Here is a 14531-nt window from a genome sequence, read left to right on the forward strand (position 1 = left end):
TGATTAGGTGAGGGACAGAGAACATTGCTTCTTGCCCATACAGTATTACCGATCTATCTGATGGGGCTTCAGGCCAATAACGTGGAGGAATTCCTGTTAGTGGGATGGGTATTTGTACTTCTTGATCTGGAGGGGGCATTCTCCAGGTAGATAAATTTGGCAATGTAAACATTGGTGTATCTTTTTCTTCCCACGCCATCATGAACGATATTGGAAAGAACTTTAAAAGCCAGATGGAAGAAACTTGCTTGGTTGGGATGTCTAAATATGCTGCATCACGGAAAAATATGCGGTCTTCGTATGGGAATGGCCAATAATAAAATTGTATGTTTTCTGGTAATGGAATGGATTCGTCGAGAAACGAATCGCGAAGCGCCTCTGTTTGCGATCCCTTTAGATATCTGTCTACCCCTTGTGCTGCGAGATGTCCGAAAACGGAGCGCATGATTCTTTGTGGGTGGCCAGTAACGTTTACTACCTGAGGTAATGTGAGCTTTGAGTCTAGAATTTGTGTCACTTGGTTCGTGAAGCTGGAAAGCGCGGGGTCGTAACACGAACCAAGTAAGTTATTGTTGCATCTCGCGCATAATGTTCTGAATTTGACACCATTTTGTGAAATTCGGCCCTTTTCTTTAGGGTTGTCATCACTTAATAGGTCAATTATGTGGCGGATCTGGACTGCTGTAGGCCTGAAACAGGACTTTGGAGGGCAATGATCTTCTGTGAGGCTGCAGAATTCACCGCAGATATTGCACTGTCCACTCTTGTTGCCGCGAGTGCGTATGAGAGGTCTTCCTGGTGGCATAAGCCTCGCCCGCTTATATAACTGGCATGGCAAGAAAGATGTTGAAGAAGATCTATTTCGACGGGTTCTCGATTTTAGGTTGATGACTTTGCAGCCCAAATAAGAAAAAGGCCGGCCGCGAAGCCAATTATAGAGTTGATAACTTGTTGGCTTGTTGAATTATTGTGGATGGCTCGATTTGCGAAGGATTCGCAGTTGTTGGAGATCAAGTGGTATTTTCCGGTACCATCTTGTTCTATTTCGTTGAGTGCTCTTTGGGCAACCTCTACGTTCGAATATATGCCGTCATTTGGAGCAATGTAGATAGGACCGTTTTCTGAGTAGCGCTTAATAAATGCATCGTAAGTAGCTAGTCCGTAGCCGGTGTGCTGGCTTTCAGCGACATATAGCACTCCATCACAAACGTTTTGGCCTATAACGACGCCGTGATGTTTGGGGCCAATCTGGCCTAAGGGTGTGATCGCTCCAATGAGCCGAGACCCAGTTTCATGTGTCTGCATGAATTCCATGGCTATTTATTCTTGTATTAGCCCTAGCTCTTTGATTCTGATGGCCATTGAGGTAACGGAGACTCGGAATTGCTTGGCCATAGAAGGGATGCGCTGCCCTCCATAGGATTCGCATGAGGCTGCCGCAAGAGCGCAAGTTAGCGATGCGGATTCAGCTCTTAATATCGAATCTGGGTCAGATGGACATAGGTAAAAAGCAGTTGTGTCATCTATCACTAGTGGCACTTCAGTTAGAAAGTTAGCCTCAAATCTTTCTATGACCAATTTTCTCGGCATTAGGAAACAGGCCGCAAAGTAGTCTGCTTCGGCTTCTTGGTGATCACGCGTGCCTGATTCTCTTTGTAGGCCTTGAATGGGCATGTCGCGGAACATTACCTGTTCGCGATGTAATACCCAATGTCCAATTTCATGGGCCGATGTAAAGCGGATAGTTCGAGCTGGGAATTTCCGTGAGATAGCAATTTCTTTCCTTTGTCGGTCAATAAGGCCCGCAATTTCAATTTTTGAGCCGCGCGAAGTAAGAGGGTCAGTGACCAGCTCTTCGTGTCTTGTGAATTTTACGCCTAAAACGCTTGCCGCATATTCTGGCTCCAGTAGATAAACTGGGTTTTTGTGTAGTTCAACTGGACAAAATTTTGCTCTCTCCTCCCAGATTTTCTTCTGGAGGCGACGTACTGCAATTTCTATTGCTGCTTTGTCCATGTTGCGTGACTACTAGTGCTTTAATGGCGTGATCATTCGGTGTCTGAGTTTTGTGAAGTATTGAATTTTTATTCTCTCAATTAATCCCAGCTCAGCCCACCACCGGTCTGATACTCGGTGACGCGGGTTTCGAAGAAGTTCTTTTCCTTGCGCAGGTTGGTCTGTTCGTCCAGCCAGGGCAGGGCGTTTTCCGCACCCGGGAATGGTTCTTCATCCAGGCCGAGCTGCTGGGCGCGCCGGTTGGCCGCGAAGCGGAACTGCGCGCTGTGCATGTCGGCGGAGTAGCCGAGGATCGGGTCGGGCAGCAGGAACTTGGCGTAGCCGGCCTCGGCGGCCTCGGCCTGGTCCCACATCTCGCGCATGGCCTTGGGGTCGGGGCGGATGTTTTCCTCGATCATGATCTGCTTGGCGACGCGGATGCCGAAGCTCACGTGCATGACTTCGTCGCGCATGATGTATTGCAGCTGTTCGGCGGTGCCCTTCATGAGGCCGCGGCGCTGCAGGGCGAAGATGGGCATCCTTCGAACACGGCCGCGAAGAAGATGTAGGCCATGAGGAAGTTTTCCAGCTCGTCGCGGTCGCGCAGGTCAATGTCCGGGCGCATGACGGAGTCGAGCCGGCTGTTGGCGATCTTGATCTTGGCATTGATCTCCGGCACCACGCGGTAGCGGTTGTAGATCTCGCCCTGGTTGAGGCCGATGGTCTCGATGCAGTGCTGGTAGGTCCAGGTGTGCAGGGATTCCTCGTATACCTGGCGGGCCTGGTAGATCTGCAGCTCGGGGGCGGACATCTTTTCCATCACCGCCAGGCCGATGTTGCGCATGGCCAGGATGTCGGAGGTGGTGAGGTAGGCCAGCACGTTTTCGTACACATGACGCTCTTCCAGCGTGAGCTTGTGGAAGTAGTCGTGCATGTCGGAGGCCATGTTGATGTCCAGCGGCGTCCAGTGGTTCTTGTTGGCGTTGAGGAAGTACTTCCACGCCCACGGGTACTTGAACGGCGCGAGCTGGTTGACGTCGGTCAGGCCGTTGACGACGCGCTTGTCCTCCGGGTTGACCGGCTTGTTGGACAGGTCCGGCTGCGGGGCGGCGGCGGGCTGCTCCGCAACGGGGGCCTCGACGGGGGTGTCGAGTTCAGCTGCCGGCTCGGGACGGGCCGGGGTGGCCTTGGCCCGCGCGGGGGCGGGGGCGGCGAGGGGGTTGTCCCAGTTCAGCATATTTTTTGACTCCTTGTTCGGTCTTGGTGCCGTTCAGTGCGCGCGGGCCTTACTGGCAGGCCTCGCAGTCCGGGTCGAGGATGGAGCAGGCCTTGGGGGCCGGCTCTTCCGACGGCGCCGGGGCCACCACGTCGGTGTTGCGCTTGGCGGCGGTCTTTTCCATGTGGGTCGCGCCCAGCGAGCGCAGGTAGTAGGTGGTCTTCAGGCCGCGCACCCAGGCGAGCTTGTACAGGTTGTCGAGCTTCTTGCCGGAAGGCTCGGCCATGTACAGGTTGAGCGACTGGGCCTGGTCGATCCATTTCTGGCGGCGCGAGCCGGCCTCGACCAGCCAGCGCGGGTCGACCTCGAACGCGGTGGCGTACAGGGCCTTGAGGTCGTCCGGCACGCGGTCGATGGGCAGCACGGAGCCGTCGTAGTACTTGAGGTCGTTGACCATGACCTCGTCCCACAGGCCGCGCGCCTTGAGGTCGCGCACCAGGTAGGGGTTGACCACGGTGAACTCGCCCGACAGGTTCGATTTGACGAACAGGTTCTGGTAGGTCGGCTCGATGGACTGCGACACGCCGCAGATGTTGGAGATGGTGGCGGTGGGCGCGATGGCCATGGTGTTGGAGTTGCGCATGCCCACGGTCTTCACGCGCTCGCGCAGGCTGTCCCAGTCGAAGCTGGTGGACTTGTCCATCTGCACGTAGTCGCCGCGGCCCTGTTCGAGCAGCTCGATGGAGTCGATGGGCAGGATGCCCTTGCTCCACAGCGAGCCTTCGAAGCTGTTGTAGGTGCCGCGTTCTTCGGCGAGGTCGGAGCTGGCCTGGATGGCGTAGTAGGACACGGCCTCCATGGAGCGGTCGGCGAACTCGATCGCCTCGTCGCTGCTGTAGGGCAGGCGCAGCTTATACAGCGCGTCCTGGAAGCCCATGATGCCCATACCCACCGGACGGTGGCGCAGGTTGGAACGGCGCGCCTGCGGCACGCTGTAGTAGTTGTAGTCGATGACGTTGTCGAGCATGCGCATGGCCGTCTTGATGGTGCGGGCCAGCTTCTCGGTGTCGAGGCCGTTGTCGCCGACGTGCTGGGCGAGGTTGACGCTGCCCAGGTTGCACACGGCGATCTCGTCGTCGGAGGTGTTGAGGGTGATCTCCGTGCACAGGTTGGAGCTGTGCACCGTGCCGACGTGCTGCTGCGGCGAGCGCAGGTTGCAGGGGTCCTTGAAGGCGATCCAGGGATGGCCGGTCTCGAACAGCATGGACAGCATCTTGCGCCACAGGTCGACGGCCTTGATCTTGCGGGACACCTTGATTTCGCCGGTCGCGGCCTTGGCTTCGTATTCCAGGTAGCGGGTCTCGAAGGCCTGGCCGGTGAGGTCGTGCAGGTCGGCGACCTCGTTGGGCGAGAACAGGGTCCATTCCTGCTCTTCGGCGACGCGCTTCATGAACAGGTCGGGCACCCAGTTGGCGGTGTTCATGTCGTGGGTGCGGCGGCGCTCGTCGCCGGTGTTCTTGCGCAGTTCGAGGAATTCCTCGATGTCGATGTGCCAGGTCTCCAGGTAGGCGCACACCGCACCCTTGCGCTTGCCGCCCTGGTTGACGGCCACGGCGGTGTCGTTGGCGACCTTGAGGAAGGGCACGACGCCCTGGCTCTCGCCGTTGGTGCCCTTGATGTGGGCGCCCAGGCCGCGCACGCGGCTCCAGTCGTTGCCCAGGCCGCCGGCGAATTTGGACAGCAGGGCGTTGTCCTTGATGGCGCCGAAGATGCCGTCCAGGTCGTCCGGCACGGTGGTGAGGTAGCAGCTGGAGAGCTGCGGGCGCAGGGTGCCGGAGTTGAACAGCGTGGGGGTGCTGCTCATGAAGTCGAAGCTCGACAGCAGGTTGTAGAACTCGATGGCGCGGCCTTCGCGGTCGATCTCGTTGATGGCCAGGCCCATGGCGACGCGCATGAAGAAGGCCTGCGGCAGCTCGAAGCGCTTGCCGTGGCTGTGGATGAAGTAGCGGTCGTACAGGGTCTGCAGGCCGAGGTAGGTGAACTGCTGGTCGCGCTCGGGCTTGAGGGCGGCGCCGAGGCGGGCGAGATCGAAGCGGGACAGCTCCTCGTCCAGCAGTTCCAGCTCCACGGCGCGGCCGATGTAGCCGGCGAAGTATTCGGGGTAGCGCTCGGTCATCTCCGCCTGGGTGGCGGTCTCGGTCATGCCGGCCAGGAAGGACAGGGCCTCGCGGCGCATGGTGTCCAGCAGCAGGCGGGAGGCCACGTAGGAGTAGTTGGGGTCACGGTCGATGAGGGTGCGGGCGCTCATGGTCAGCGCCTGGCCGACGTCCTGTTCCTTGATGCCGTCGTACAGGCCGCGCAGCGTCTCCTTGAGGACGCGCTCGCCGTCGACGTCGGTGAGGTCGGTGCAGGCTTCGGCCACTACGGCCTGCAGGCGGGCGGTGTCCAGCGGGGCGCGGCTGCCGTCGGCCAGGGTGACGTTGAGGCCGGTCTCGACGGCCGGTTCCTCGGTCTGCTTGGTGGCGGCCTCGGCGGCGCGCTTCTCGGCCTGCTTGGCGCGGTACAGCACGTAGGCGCGGGCGATCTTGTGCTCGCCGTCGCGCATCAGGGCCAGTTCCACCTGGTCCTGGATGTCCTCGATGTGCAGGGTGCCGCCCTCGTCGGGGAGACGGCGCAGCAGGGCGCTGACCACCTGGTCGGTGAGGTTGGCGACGCGCTCGTGCACGCGGCTGGAGGCCGCGGCGCTGCCACCTTCCACGGCCAGGAAGGCCTTGGTCATGGCGATCTTGATCTTGTCCGCGTTAAAAGAGGTGATCTTGCCGTTGCGCCGGATGACGCTGTACCCGGTGGGTGCGGCAGCGGTCATGGCTTCTTTTTGGTAGTCCCCCGCGGCGGGTGCGGTGGACTGGGATTCGGTTTGCGTGGCCTGTTCTGTCTGCATTGGTGGCTTCCCTCTGGATGACAGTGACAATACACCGCTTGTAGCGGTCCCCCATGAGAAAACACTATAGAATGTGGCTCCGAGGGTGGTCAAGCACAACATGCTGTGTAAAAACTGGTTCAGAACCTGGGAAGAAGCTGTGGATAAACTGGGGGAGAAATGCCATGCCCTGCGCCTGAAAGCGAGGCGGGGCGCGGCCTGTGGCGGGCTGGTGCATCTGTGAACAGTTTTCGCTGTTCAACTGAACTGATGGGCGGAATAGAAAAGTTTGATAAAAATGTGACAACAGGCGGAATCTTTTGCGCCGTTTCTGTCTATGTAGGTGCCTTCCGGAAGTCCCGGTCGGCCAGAGACATAGAACAGGGGCCGCTCAACGGCCCCGGCAGTACGGAGTGAGAGAGACGTGATCGACGATCCCTATAACCATTTCCATCCCAAAGACATGATCCTGCGCGACTGGCTGGCCCTGGACCGGACCGTGCTGGCCAACATGCGCACCTACCTCGCCTTCCTGCGTACGGGCATCGCCCTGATCGTGCTGGGTATGGCCTTCGTGAAATTCCTGGGGCACTGGGCCTACCAGATGCTCGGGATTCTGTTCATCATCGGGGGGCTGATTCTGTTCGTGGTCGGCACCGTGCGCTATGTGCGCATGCACCGCCGCTTCAAGCTGCTGGTGGCCAAGGAGCCCGACCAGTACAACCCGGACTGAGACCCGCCCCGTTCAGGGGCGGCGTGCCATGTACTCGCCCAGCACCTGGCCGAAGGCCCGGAATGCCGTATCGGTGAACCCCGCTTCCCGCAGCGCTTCCAGCGTCTGCGGCGGCGGGGCGGCGCGCACGATGGTGACCCAGGTGTAGTCCATCAGCCGGCGCGCCGTGGCACGTTCCCGGCGGCCGAGCGTGGTCAGCCAGGGGATGATGCCGCGCAGGTACTGGTTGAAGGCCCAGCGGGTGAAACGGCCCGGGGGCGGCACCAGCTCCAGCATCAGCAGGCGCCCGCCCGGGCGCAGCACCCGCGCGAACTCGGCAAAGGCCGGCCCGTACTGCGCCAGGTGGCGCAGGGCGTAGCCCATGACCAGGAAGTCCACGCTGTGGTCGGGCAGGGGGATGTGCTCGGCCGTGGCCTGCAGGGTCTCCAGGCCGCGTTCGCGGTGGGCGATCTCGAGCATGCCGTGGCTGGGGTCGAGGGCGATGACGCGGCCCGCCGGACCGACCATGCGCTGCGCGTGGGCGCTGATCACGCCGGTGCCGCTGCCGACGTCCAGCACGGTCATGCCGGGCGCCAGGCCCGCGCGCGCCAGGACCTCGCCGCGATAACGCTCGCCCATGCCCAGGCTCATGACCCGGTTGAGGCGGTCGTAAAGCGCGGCGCTGGCGTCGAACAGACGGCTGACGTCCGAGTGCGCATCGGCCTGCCCGGCGTGTGCGGGGGCCGCCCGCGGCGTTCCGCGACGCAGGCTGCTTGTGGTTCCTGGGAGGTTCATCAAAGCCCTTTGAATAAGTGGCCACAGTTTAGCAGGCGTGCGCCCGGTCGTGGGACGGCAGCCGGGCGGGTGTCTATATTTAGTCTATTGAAAAGATGGCGGGGCATCCCGCCCCGCCGCTCCGGGGAGCGCCGAATGAAGCGGGCGTTCCCCGGCGTCTGGCGACCCGGCAAGGCGCGCCGTGCCGGGCGACCGATGAATACCGACCGCGCTATGCAAGGAGGACCCGCCATGTTGCGCAAACTGTATCCCCTGTTGTTGATCGTGCTGAGTCTGGGGCTGGTGGCCTGCAGTCCGCCCCACACGCCTCAGGATCAGGCCCACTGGTTCTTCGAGAAGGGGAAAGGGCAGATCGTGAAGTCCCTGGAAAAGCAGGACGTGCCGTCCGGCCAGATCGAAAAGGTCAAGGGCATCCTGAGCCTGAACCAGGACGCGGTCGAGAAGGAACTGACCGAGGCCATACGCCAGCAGCGCGGTCTGTTCCGGGCCATCATCGCCGGCGAGAACGAGGCGGCCCTGAAGAGCGCCGATGCGCGCGCCAATGCGGCCCAGCTTGCGGCGCTGAGCACCATCGGCAAGATGCACGAGCAGATCGAGCAGGTGGTCGGCCCGGCCGCCTGGGAAGCGTCCGGCAAGTACCGCACCAAGCGCTTCGATCGTTACGACGACTGACCGGCGCCGCGTGATGCCTGGATTGCGTCCAGCCTGGTCGCTGCTGGCCGTCCTGTTGCTGTGGATGCCCGCCGCCATGGCGGCGGGCCTGCACTGGGCCAGGGTGGCCGACGGCTTCAACCGCCCGCTGTTCGTGACCACGGCGGGTGACGGCAGCGGGCGCCTGTATGTGGTGGAGCAGGGCGGGCGCATCTATTCCATGACGCGCGGCGGCGAGGAGCGCGAGCTGTTCGCGGATGTCGGCAACCTGATCACCCAGCGCGGTTTCGAGCAGGGCCTGCTCGGGCTGGCCTTCGCGCCGCGTTACCGCGAGAACGGCCGGCTGTTCCTTTATTACACCCGCGATCCGGACGGCGCGGTGACCCTGGCCGAGTTCCGGCGCGGCGCGGACGGACGCCTGGACCCGGATTCCAGACAGGTGCTGCTGACGATTCCCGAGCCCGCCTCGAATCACAACGGCGGCATGCTGGCCTTCGGCCCGGACGGTTACCTCTACCTGGGGCCGGGCGACGGCGGGCGCGGCGGCGATCCCTGGGGCAATGCGCAAAACCGCGACGTGCTGCTGGGCAAGCTGCTGCGCATCGACGTGAGCCAGGGCAAGGGCTATCGCATCCCGCCGGATAATCCGTTCGTGAACAAGCCGGGCATGCGCCCGGAGATCTGGGCCTACGGCCTGCGCAATCCCTGGCGGTTTTCCTTCGACCGCCGCACCGGCGACTTGTGGATCGCCGACGTGGGGCAGAACGCCTGGGAGGAGATCGACCATCAGCCGCGCGGTGAGGGCGGACGCAATTACGGCTGGAACCGCATGGAGGGGCTGCACTGTTATCCCGAAGGCCGTCTCTGCGACAGCAGCGGGCTGGTGTTGCCGGTGGCCGAGTATGCGCACGACAAGGGCTGTTCGGTCACCGGTGGTTACGTGTATCGTGGCGCGGCGATTCCCTCGCTCGCCGGCGTGTACGTGTTTGGCGACTACTGCAGCGGCCGCGTGTGGGGCCTGTGGCCCGAGGAAAAAGACAAGGGCAAGGGTTACGACATGCGCCTGTTGATGCAGACGGGTTTCCGCATCACCTCGTTCGGCGAGGATGCGCGCGGCGAACTGTATCTGGTGGATCAGCGCGGCGGCATTTACCGGCTGGAGCAACAACAATGAACAAGGGCGGATATGAAGACACTGGTTTACGGATTGGGGCTGATGCTGCTGATGGGTATCGGCGTGGCGCAGGCCAAGATGCCTGAGGTGGGCGCGCCCGCGCCGGCCTTCCGCCTGCAGGACCAGCAGGGGCAGTGGCACAGCCTGGCCGATTACCGCGGCCACTGGCTGGTGCTGTATTTCTACCCCAAGGACGACACCCCGGGCTGCACCACCGAGGCCTGCCATTTCCGCGACGACATCGTCACGCTGCAGGGCATGGGCGTGAAGGTGGTGGGGGTGAGCGTGGACGGCACCGCCAGCCACGCCAAATTCGCCGAGAAGTACAAGCTGCCGTTCACGCTGCTGTCCGATCCGGGCGGTAAGGTGGCCAGCAGCTACGACTCGCTGTTTTCGCTGTTCGGGCTGATGAAGTTCGCCAAGCGGCACACCTTCATCATCGACCCCGACGGCCATGTCGCGAAGATCTATACCGACGTCGATCCCAAGACCCACACCGCGCAGGTCGCGGCGGCGCTCAAGGAGCTGATCGCAGCCAGGGGCGGTTGAGCCCTGTCACGATGCTGTAAAGGACTTGGCCGAAGATAAAAGGTACGAATGCTCCGACCCTTTGTCACAGGCTGCAGCCATGCCCAAGTGCAACACCCTGCAGGAGCTGTTGGACGCCGATCGGCTGCAGGTATTGTTCCAGCCTATCGCCGATATCCGCGCAGGGACGATTTACGGCTACGAGGCCCTGATCCGGGGGCCGTCCGACAGTTCCCTGCATAGTCCATTGGCCCTGTTCGACGCCGCGCGCCGTTGCGACGGCCTGTCCGAACTCGATCACCTGTGCCGGCGGCTGGCCATCGAGCGCTTCGTCCAGCTCGGCCTGCCCGGCCAGCTGTTCCTCAACGTCATGCCCGAAGCGATGCTGCAGCCGGACGGTCCGACCGGGCGCACCCTCGGCTATCTGGCTTCGGCGGGTCTGAGCCCCGACCGGGTGGTGATCGAACTCACCGAGCAGAGCCCGATCCGCAACTATGAACTGATGCGCGAGGCGATGGCGCATTACCGCGAGATGGGCTTTTCCATCGCCCTGGACGATCTCGGTTCCGCCTATGGTGGGCTGCGCCACTGGGCCGAGCTGCGCCCGGACTTCGTCAAGATCGACGGCCACTTCGCGCAGAACATCCACACCGACGACATCAAGCGCCAGTTCGTGCGCAGCATGCGCGAGATCGGCAAGGAGTTTTCCACCCGCCTGGTGGTGGAGGGCATCGAGACGCGCGAGGAGTACGAGGCCATCAGTCGGCTGGGGATCGAGCTGGGGCAGGGCTATTACCTTCAACGTCCGAGCGCGCAGCCGCCGCGCTCCCTGCCGACACTGGCGAGCATGCCCAAGCGGACATCCGACGGTCGCGGCGAAACCGCGCGCAGCCTGTTGCGCGAATGCGAACCGATTGCGGCGGGCATGCGTCTGCCGGACGTGGTCGATCTGTTTCAGCGCGACCCGACGCTGGGCGCGCTGGCGGTGGTGCAGGGCCGTCATCCCGTCGGCATCGTGCGCCGCCATCAGATCATGGAATTCTATGCGCGCCGTTTCGTGAGCGAACTCAATCAGCGCAAGCCGATCCGCTCCTTCATGGACCGCAATCCGCTGATCGTGCAGGAATCCACGCGGCTGGAGACGCTCAGTCAGCTGGTTACCGAGCAGCTGGAGGAGAACTGGGACCGTGACTTCATCATCACGGACGACGGCGGACGTTATCTTGGCATCGGCACGGTTATCGACCTGCTGCGCAACATCACCAACCTGCAGATCCGTTATGCGCGATACGCGAACCCGCTGACGCAGCTGCCGGGCAACGTGCCGATCAATGAACACCTGGACGACCTGTTGAGCCAGCAGGTCGGCTTCGTCGTCGCCTATTGCGACCTCGACCACTTCAAGCCCTACAACGATTATTACGGCTACTCGCGCGGCGATCAGGTGCTGCGCGAGGTGGGGCGGCTGCTCAGCGAATGCGTGGACCTGCGCAGCGACTTCGTCGGCCACGTCGGCGGCGACGATTTCATCCTGGTGCTGTTGAACGAGAACTGGCAGGAAATCCTGCTGGGGGTGATCGAGCGTTTCGCGGCCCAGGTGCCGGGCTTTTACGATCACGCCGAACTCGAGGCGGGCTGCATCCTGTCGACCGACCGCCAGGGCCAGCAGCGCTGTTTCGATCTGTTGTCGTTGTCCGTCGGGGCCGTGCCGGTCGCACCCGGTCAGTTCGGCTCGCATCACGAGATCGCCGTACGCGCCAGCGAGGTCAAGCGCGCGGCGAAACAGAACCGCGGCAACTGTCTGTTCGTCGACCGCCGCCGCGACGACGGACACGAAGCGGCGTCCCTCGTCCTGCCGCGCATGGAAGCGTAGGTTTCACGTTCTGCGTACCGCGGGCCTCGCGCCCGATCCTTTCCCTGCATCAATCCGCGCCTGTCGAGGAAGACAGTTCGCGCGCGGGCTGATACCATGCGCCCCGCGTTCAGTTTGATGAACGTTGTTTCCCACACGGTGCCCCGTGCAGTGAAGACTGCTTGGGGTTAAACGGGAAGCCGGTGAGTCCCTGCGACGAGTCCGGCGCTGCCCCCGCAACGGTGATTGGGTATTGAACGGCCATCACGCCACTGTGCCATCACGATGGTATGGGAAGGCGGCCGTTCGGCCGGCGAGTGTTCGCCGGCACCCATCAGCCCGGATACCGGCCCTGTGGTGAATGTTCCGGTCGCGGAGGGCGTGCCGGCGGTCGAGACCGCGTTCGCGGTCCGTCTGTCCCTTGCCCTTCGCGAATCACCAATCCGATTCGTGTGCGGAGGGCCGCGATGTTTTACAAATCCCTTGTTTCCACGGCCGCGGTGGCGGCTGTCACCCTGTGCAGTACCTACCCGGCGCAGGCCGATCAACTGGCGCCGATCGTCGTGACCGCCGAACGCTCGCCCACGCCGTTGTCCGACGTGCTGGCGCCGCTGACCGTGATCACCCAACGCCAGATCCAGGACAGCGGCGCGCAGAACATTCCCGAGGCCCTGAGCCTGGCCGGCGGTGTCGAGGTGCACAGCCTGTACGGCGCCGGGCTGCGCGCCAACGTCAGTCTGCGCGGTTTCGGCGATACCTCGGTGTCGAACGTGCTGGTGCTGGTCAACGGCCGGCGTCTGAACAACCCCGACATCGGCGCCATCGACTGGGGCGCCGTGCCGCTGTCGGACATCGCACGCATCGAGATCCTGCAGGGCGGCGCCGGCGTGATGTACGGCGACCAGGCCGTCGGCGGGGTCATCAACATCATCACCCGCCAGCCCCGAAAAGGCCTCGGCGGCCATGCGGAGGCGGGCGCGGGCAGCTACGGCGCGCAGCATGCCGGCGGCGGCTTGAGCGAGCGCGGCGTGTCGGGCTGGTCGTTCGCCCTCAACGGGCATGCGGACCACGCCGACAATTACCGCGACAACAACCGTTCGACCAACCAGCGCGCCGGCGGACAGCTCGGCTACGACTACGGCAGCGGGCAATTGCAACTGCAGGTGCGCAACGGCGTGGAAACCCTCGGTCTGCCCGGCGGCCTGTTCGCCGACCAGGTGCAGGCCGACCGGCGCCAGACCGTGTATCCGAACGACTACGTCGATACCGACACCTCGGGCGACGGACTGACCTGGAGCCAGTCGCTGGGCGAACATGTGTCGCTGAAGACGGATTACGACCACGGCACCACCCGCGCCGAGGGCAAGCTGTACGCCACGCCGTTCGTTCAGAACCGCGAGACCAACGCGCTGAATCCGCGCCTGGTGGCGAACATTCCGCTCACGCACGGCACGGCGCGCATCGTGGCGGGTGCCGACCTGCACGACGACACCTACGACATCGCCTCCAGCCTGGGCACGACCAGCAGCCATCAGCGCGCTCAGGGCTATTACGCGAATGCCACCCTGCCGCTGGCGGCGGACTGGCAGGCCAGCCTGGGCGGGCGCGTCGCCCACGCGGAGAACCGGGTGATCGATGCCAGCGCCTATCCGAACGGGCACGACTTCAGCAACGATGCCTCGGCCGGCGAGGCCGGTGTGGCCTGGCACGTCACGCCCGCGACGCGGCTGAGCCTGCGCTTCGCGCAGGTGTTCCGCTTTCCCAAGGTGGACGAGCTGAGCTACACCGCGCCCGGCGTGGTGGGGCTCAAGACCCAGACCGGCGATTCGCTGGAGGCCGGCTGGCAGTGGACGCAGGGCGGACGCAGCGTGCATCTCACCGTGTATCAGCTCGATCTGCACAACGAGATTTCGTTCGATCCTTCCGCCGGCACCTTCGGCGCCAACAGCAACCTCAAGCACACGCGGCGCGTGGGGGCGATGCTTTCCGCACGCACGCCGCTGTCGAAATGGTTCACGCTGTCCGGCAGCTACACCTATGTGGATGCACGCTTTGCGTCCGGCACCTACGACGGCAACGTGATTCCGCTGGTGGCGCCGCAGAAGCTGCAGGCGATGCTGACCTGGCATGCCGGCGCGCGCCGCGTGAGCGTGCAGGCCGACTATCGCGATCCCAGCTATGGTGCGGGCGATTACACCAACGCCCTGGCCAAGCTGCCGGCGCGCACCGCGGTGAATCTCACCGGCGAACAGCGGTTCGGGCATTGGGCGCTGAGCGGGCGCATCGGCAACCTGTTCGACGCACGTTACAGCGATTACGCCGCCAAGAGCTACAATCCCGCCATGGGATATGCGCCCGACACGGCGTATTACCCCGCGCCGGAACGAAACTTTTCGCTGACGCTGCGGACGGACTTCTAAAGTTATGGGTAACCGACTGACACGTATCTACACCCGCACCGGAGACAAAGGGTCGACGGGGCTGGCGGACGGATCGCGCGTGGACAAGGACAGTCCGCGCATCGAGGCGCTGGGCGCGCTGGACGAGCTCAATGCGCGCGTCGGCTGGCTGATGGCGTCCGACCTGCCGGAGCCGATCTACGTCACGCTGGAGTCGATCCAGCACACCCTGTTCGACCTGGGCGGCGAGATCTGCGTTCCCGGCCGCAGCGTGATCGGCGATGCGCGT

12 protein-coding genes, 1 pseudogene and 1 riboswitch are annotated in these 14531 nt (G+C 62.9%); of the genes and pseudogenes, 7 read left to right on the plus strand and 6 right to left on the minus strand.

Annotation, left to right across the window (positions count from 1 at the left end; all coding sequences use genetic code 11):
* The 5 genes and pseudogenes from P8Y64_10905 to P8Y64_10925 all read right to left on the minus strand — a co-directional run.
* A partial coding sequence (locus P8Y64_10905) for a hypothetical protein (protein ID MEJ2060976.1) occupies positions 1-445 on the minus strand: 445 nt, incomplete at its 3' end.
* Positions 446-879: 434 nt separating this feature from the next.
* On the minus strand, positions 880-1314 hold the full coding sequence (locus P8Y64_10910; GenBank protein MEJ2060977.1) for a hypothetical protein: 435 nt from the start codon (positions 1312-1314) through the stop codon (positions 880-882).
* Positions 1315-1320: 6 nt separating this feature from the next.
* Positions 1321-2016, minus strand: a complete 696-nt coding sequence (locus tag P8Y64_10915; GenBank protein MEJ2060978.1) for an ImmA/IrrE family metallo-endopeptidase — start codon at positions 2014-2016, stop codon at positions 1321-1323.
* Between the two features lie 80 nt (positions 2017-2096).
* Positions 2097-3232: pseudogene (locus P8Y64_10920) on the minus strand (ribonucleotide-diphosphate reductase subunit beta).
* 49 nt (positions 3233-3281) lie between these two features.
* Entirely contained in the window at positions 3282-6152 is a 2871-nt protein-coding gene (locus P8Y64_10925) for a ribonucleoside-diphosphate reductase subunit alpha (protein MEJ2060979.1), read from the minus strand.
* Between the two features lie 403 nt (positions 6153-6555).
* Between P8Y64_10925 and P8Y64_10930 the strand changes: the two genes are divergently transcribed.
* On the plus strand, positions 6556-6864 hold the full coding sequence (locus P8Y64_10930; protein MEJ2060980.1) for a DUF202 domain-containing protein: 309 nt from the start codon (positions 6556-6558) through the stop codon (positions 6862-6864).
* 12 nt (positions 6865-6876) lie between these two features.
* Here P8Y64_10930 and P8Y64_10935 read toward each other — a convergent pair whose 3' ends face one another.
* Positions 6877-7638 carry a class I SAM-dependent methyltransferase gene (locus P8Y64_10935; protein MEJ2060981.1) on the minus strand — a complete coding sequence of 254 codons (762 nt, stop codon included), beginning with the start codon at positions 7636-7638 and terminating at the stop codon, positions 6877-6879.
* 231 nt (positions 7639-7869) lie between these two features.
* Here P8Y64_10935 and P8Y64_10940 point away from each other — a divergent pair, with 231 nt between their 5' ends.
* From P8Y64_10940 to P8Y64_10965, 6 genes are all read left to right on the plus strand, one after another.
* Positions 7870-8310: a hypothetical protein gene (locus P8Y64_10940; protein ID MEJ2060982.1), complete on the plus strand. Its 441-nt coding sequence runs from the start codon at positions 7870-7872 to the stop codon at positions 8308-8310.
* A gap of 13 nt (positions 8311-8323) precedes the next feature.
* A complete protein-coding gene (locus tag P8Y64_10945; protein MEJ2060983.1) occupies positions 8324-9463 on the plus strand; it encodes a PQQ-dependent sugar dehydrogenase in 1140 nt (379 codons plus the stop codon).
* A 12-nt stretch (positions 9464-9475) separates the two neighbouring features.
* Positions 9476-10012, plus strand: coding sequence for a peroxiredoxin (locus tag P8Y64_10950; GenBank protein ID MEJ2060984.1), 537 nt, complete (start codon positions 9476-9478; stop codon positions 10010-10012).
* Positions 10013-10091: 79 nt separating this feature from the next.
* A complete protein-coding gene (locus tag P8Y64_10955; protein MEJ2060985.1) occupies positions 10092-11864 on the plus strand; it encodes an EAL and GGDEF domain-containing protein in 1773 nt (590 codons plus the stop codon).
* Positions 11865-11983: 119 nt separating this feature from the next.
* A riboswitch (cobalamin riboswitch) is annotated at positions 11984-12213 on the plus strand.
* A 97-nt stretch (positions 12214-12310) separates the two neighbouring features.
* Positions 12311-14263 carry a TonB-dependent receptor gene (locus tag P8Y64_10960; GenBank protein ID MEJ2060986.1) on the plus strand — a complete coding sequence of 651 codons (1953 nt, stop codon included), beginning with the start codon at positions 12311-12313 and terminating at the stop codon, positions 14261-14263.
* A gap of 4 nt (positions 14264-14267) precedes the next feature.
* Positions 14268-14531: ATP:cob(I)alamin adenosyltransferase (locus P8Y64_10965; GenBank protein ID MEJ2060987.1), on the plus strand; the 264-nt coding region annotated here is incomplete at its 3' end.

Source organism: Gammaproteobacteria bacterium, assembly GCA_037388465.1.
In the GTDB taxonomy this organism is placed as follows: Bacteria; Pseudomonadota; Gammaproteobacteria; order SpSt-1174; family SpSt-1174; genus JARRKE01.

Bases quoted from the DNA above. Each gene is read 5' to 3' on its own strand.
- P8Y64_10910 (MEJ2060977.1), bottom strand. From the start codon at position 1,314: ATGGAATTCATGCAGACACATGAAACTGGGTCTCGGCTCATTGGAGCG.
- P8Y64_10915 (MEJ2060978.1), bottom strand. From the start codon at position 2,016: ATGGACAAAGCAGCAATAGAAATTGCAGTACGTCGCCTCCAGAAGAAA.
- P8Y64_10925 (MEJ2060979.1), bottom strand. From the start codon at position 6,152: ATGCAGACAGAACAGGCCACGCAAACCGAATCCCAGTCCACCGCACCC.
- P8Y64_10935 (MEJ2060981.1), bottom strand. From the start codon at position 7,638: ATGAACCTCCCAGGAACCACAAGCAGCCTGCGTCGCGGAACGCCGCGG.
- P8Y64_10940 (MEJ2060982.1), top strand. From the start codon at position 7,870: ATGTTGCGCAAACTGTATCCCCTGTTGTTGATCGTGCTGAGTCTGGGG.
- P8Y64_10945 (MEJ2060983.1), top strand. From the start codon at position 8,324: ATGCCTGGATTGCGTCCAGCCTGGTCGCTGCTGGCCGTCCTGTTGCTG.
- P8Y64_10950 (MEJ2060984.1), top strand. From the start codon at position 9,476: ATGAAGACACTGGTTTACGGATTGGGGCTGATGCTGCTGATGGGTATC.
- P8Y64_10955 (MEJ2060985.1), top strand. From the start codon at position 10,092: ATGCCCAAGTGCAACACCCTGCAGGAGCTGTTGGACGCCGATCGGCTG.
- P8Y64_10960 (MEJ2060986.1), top strand. From the start codon at position 12,311: ATGTTTTACAAATCCCTTGTTTCCACGGCCGCGGTGGCGGCTGTCACC.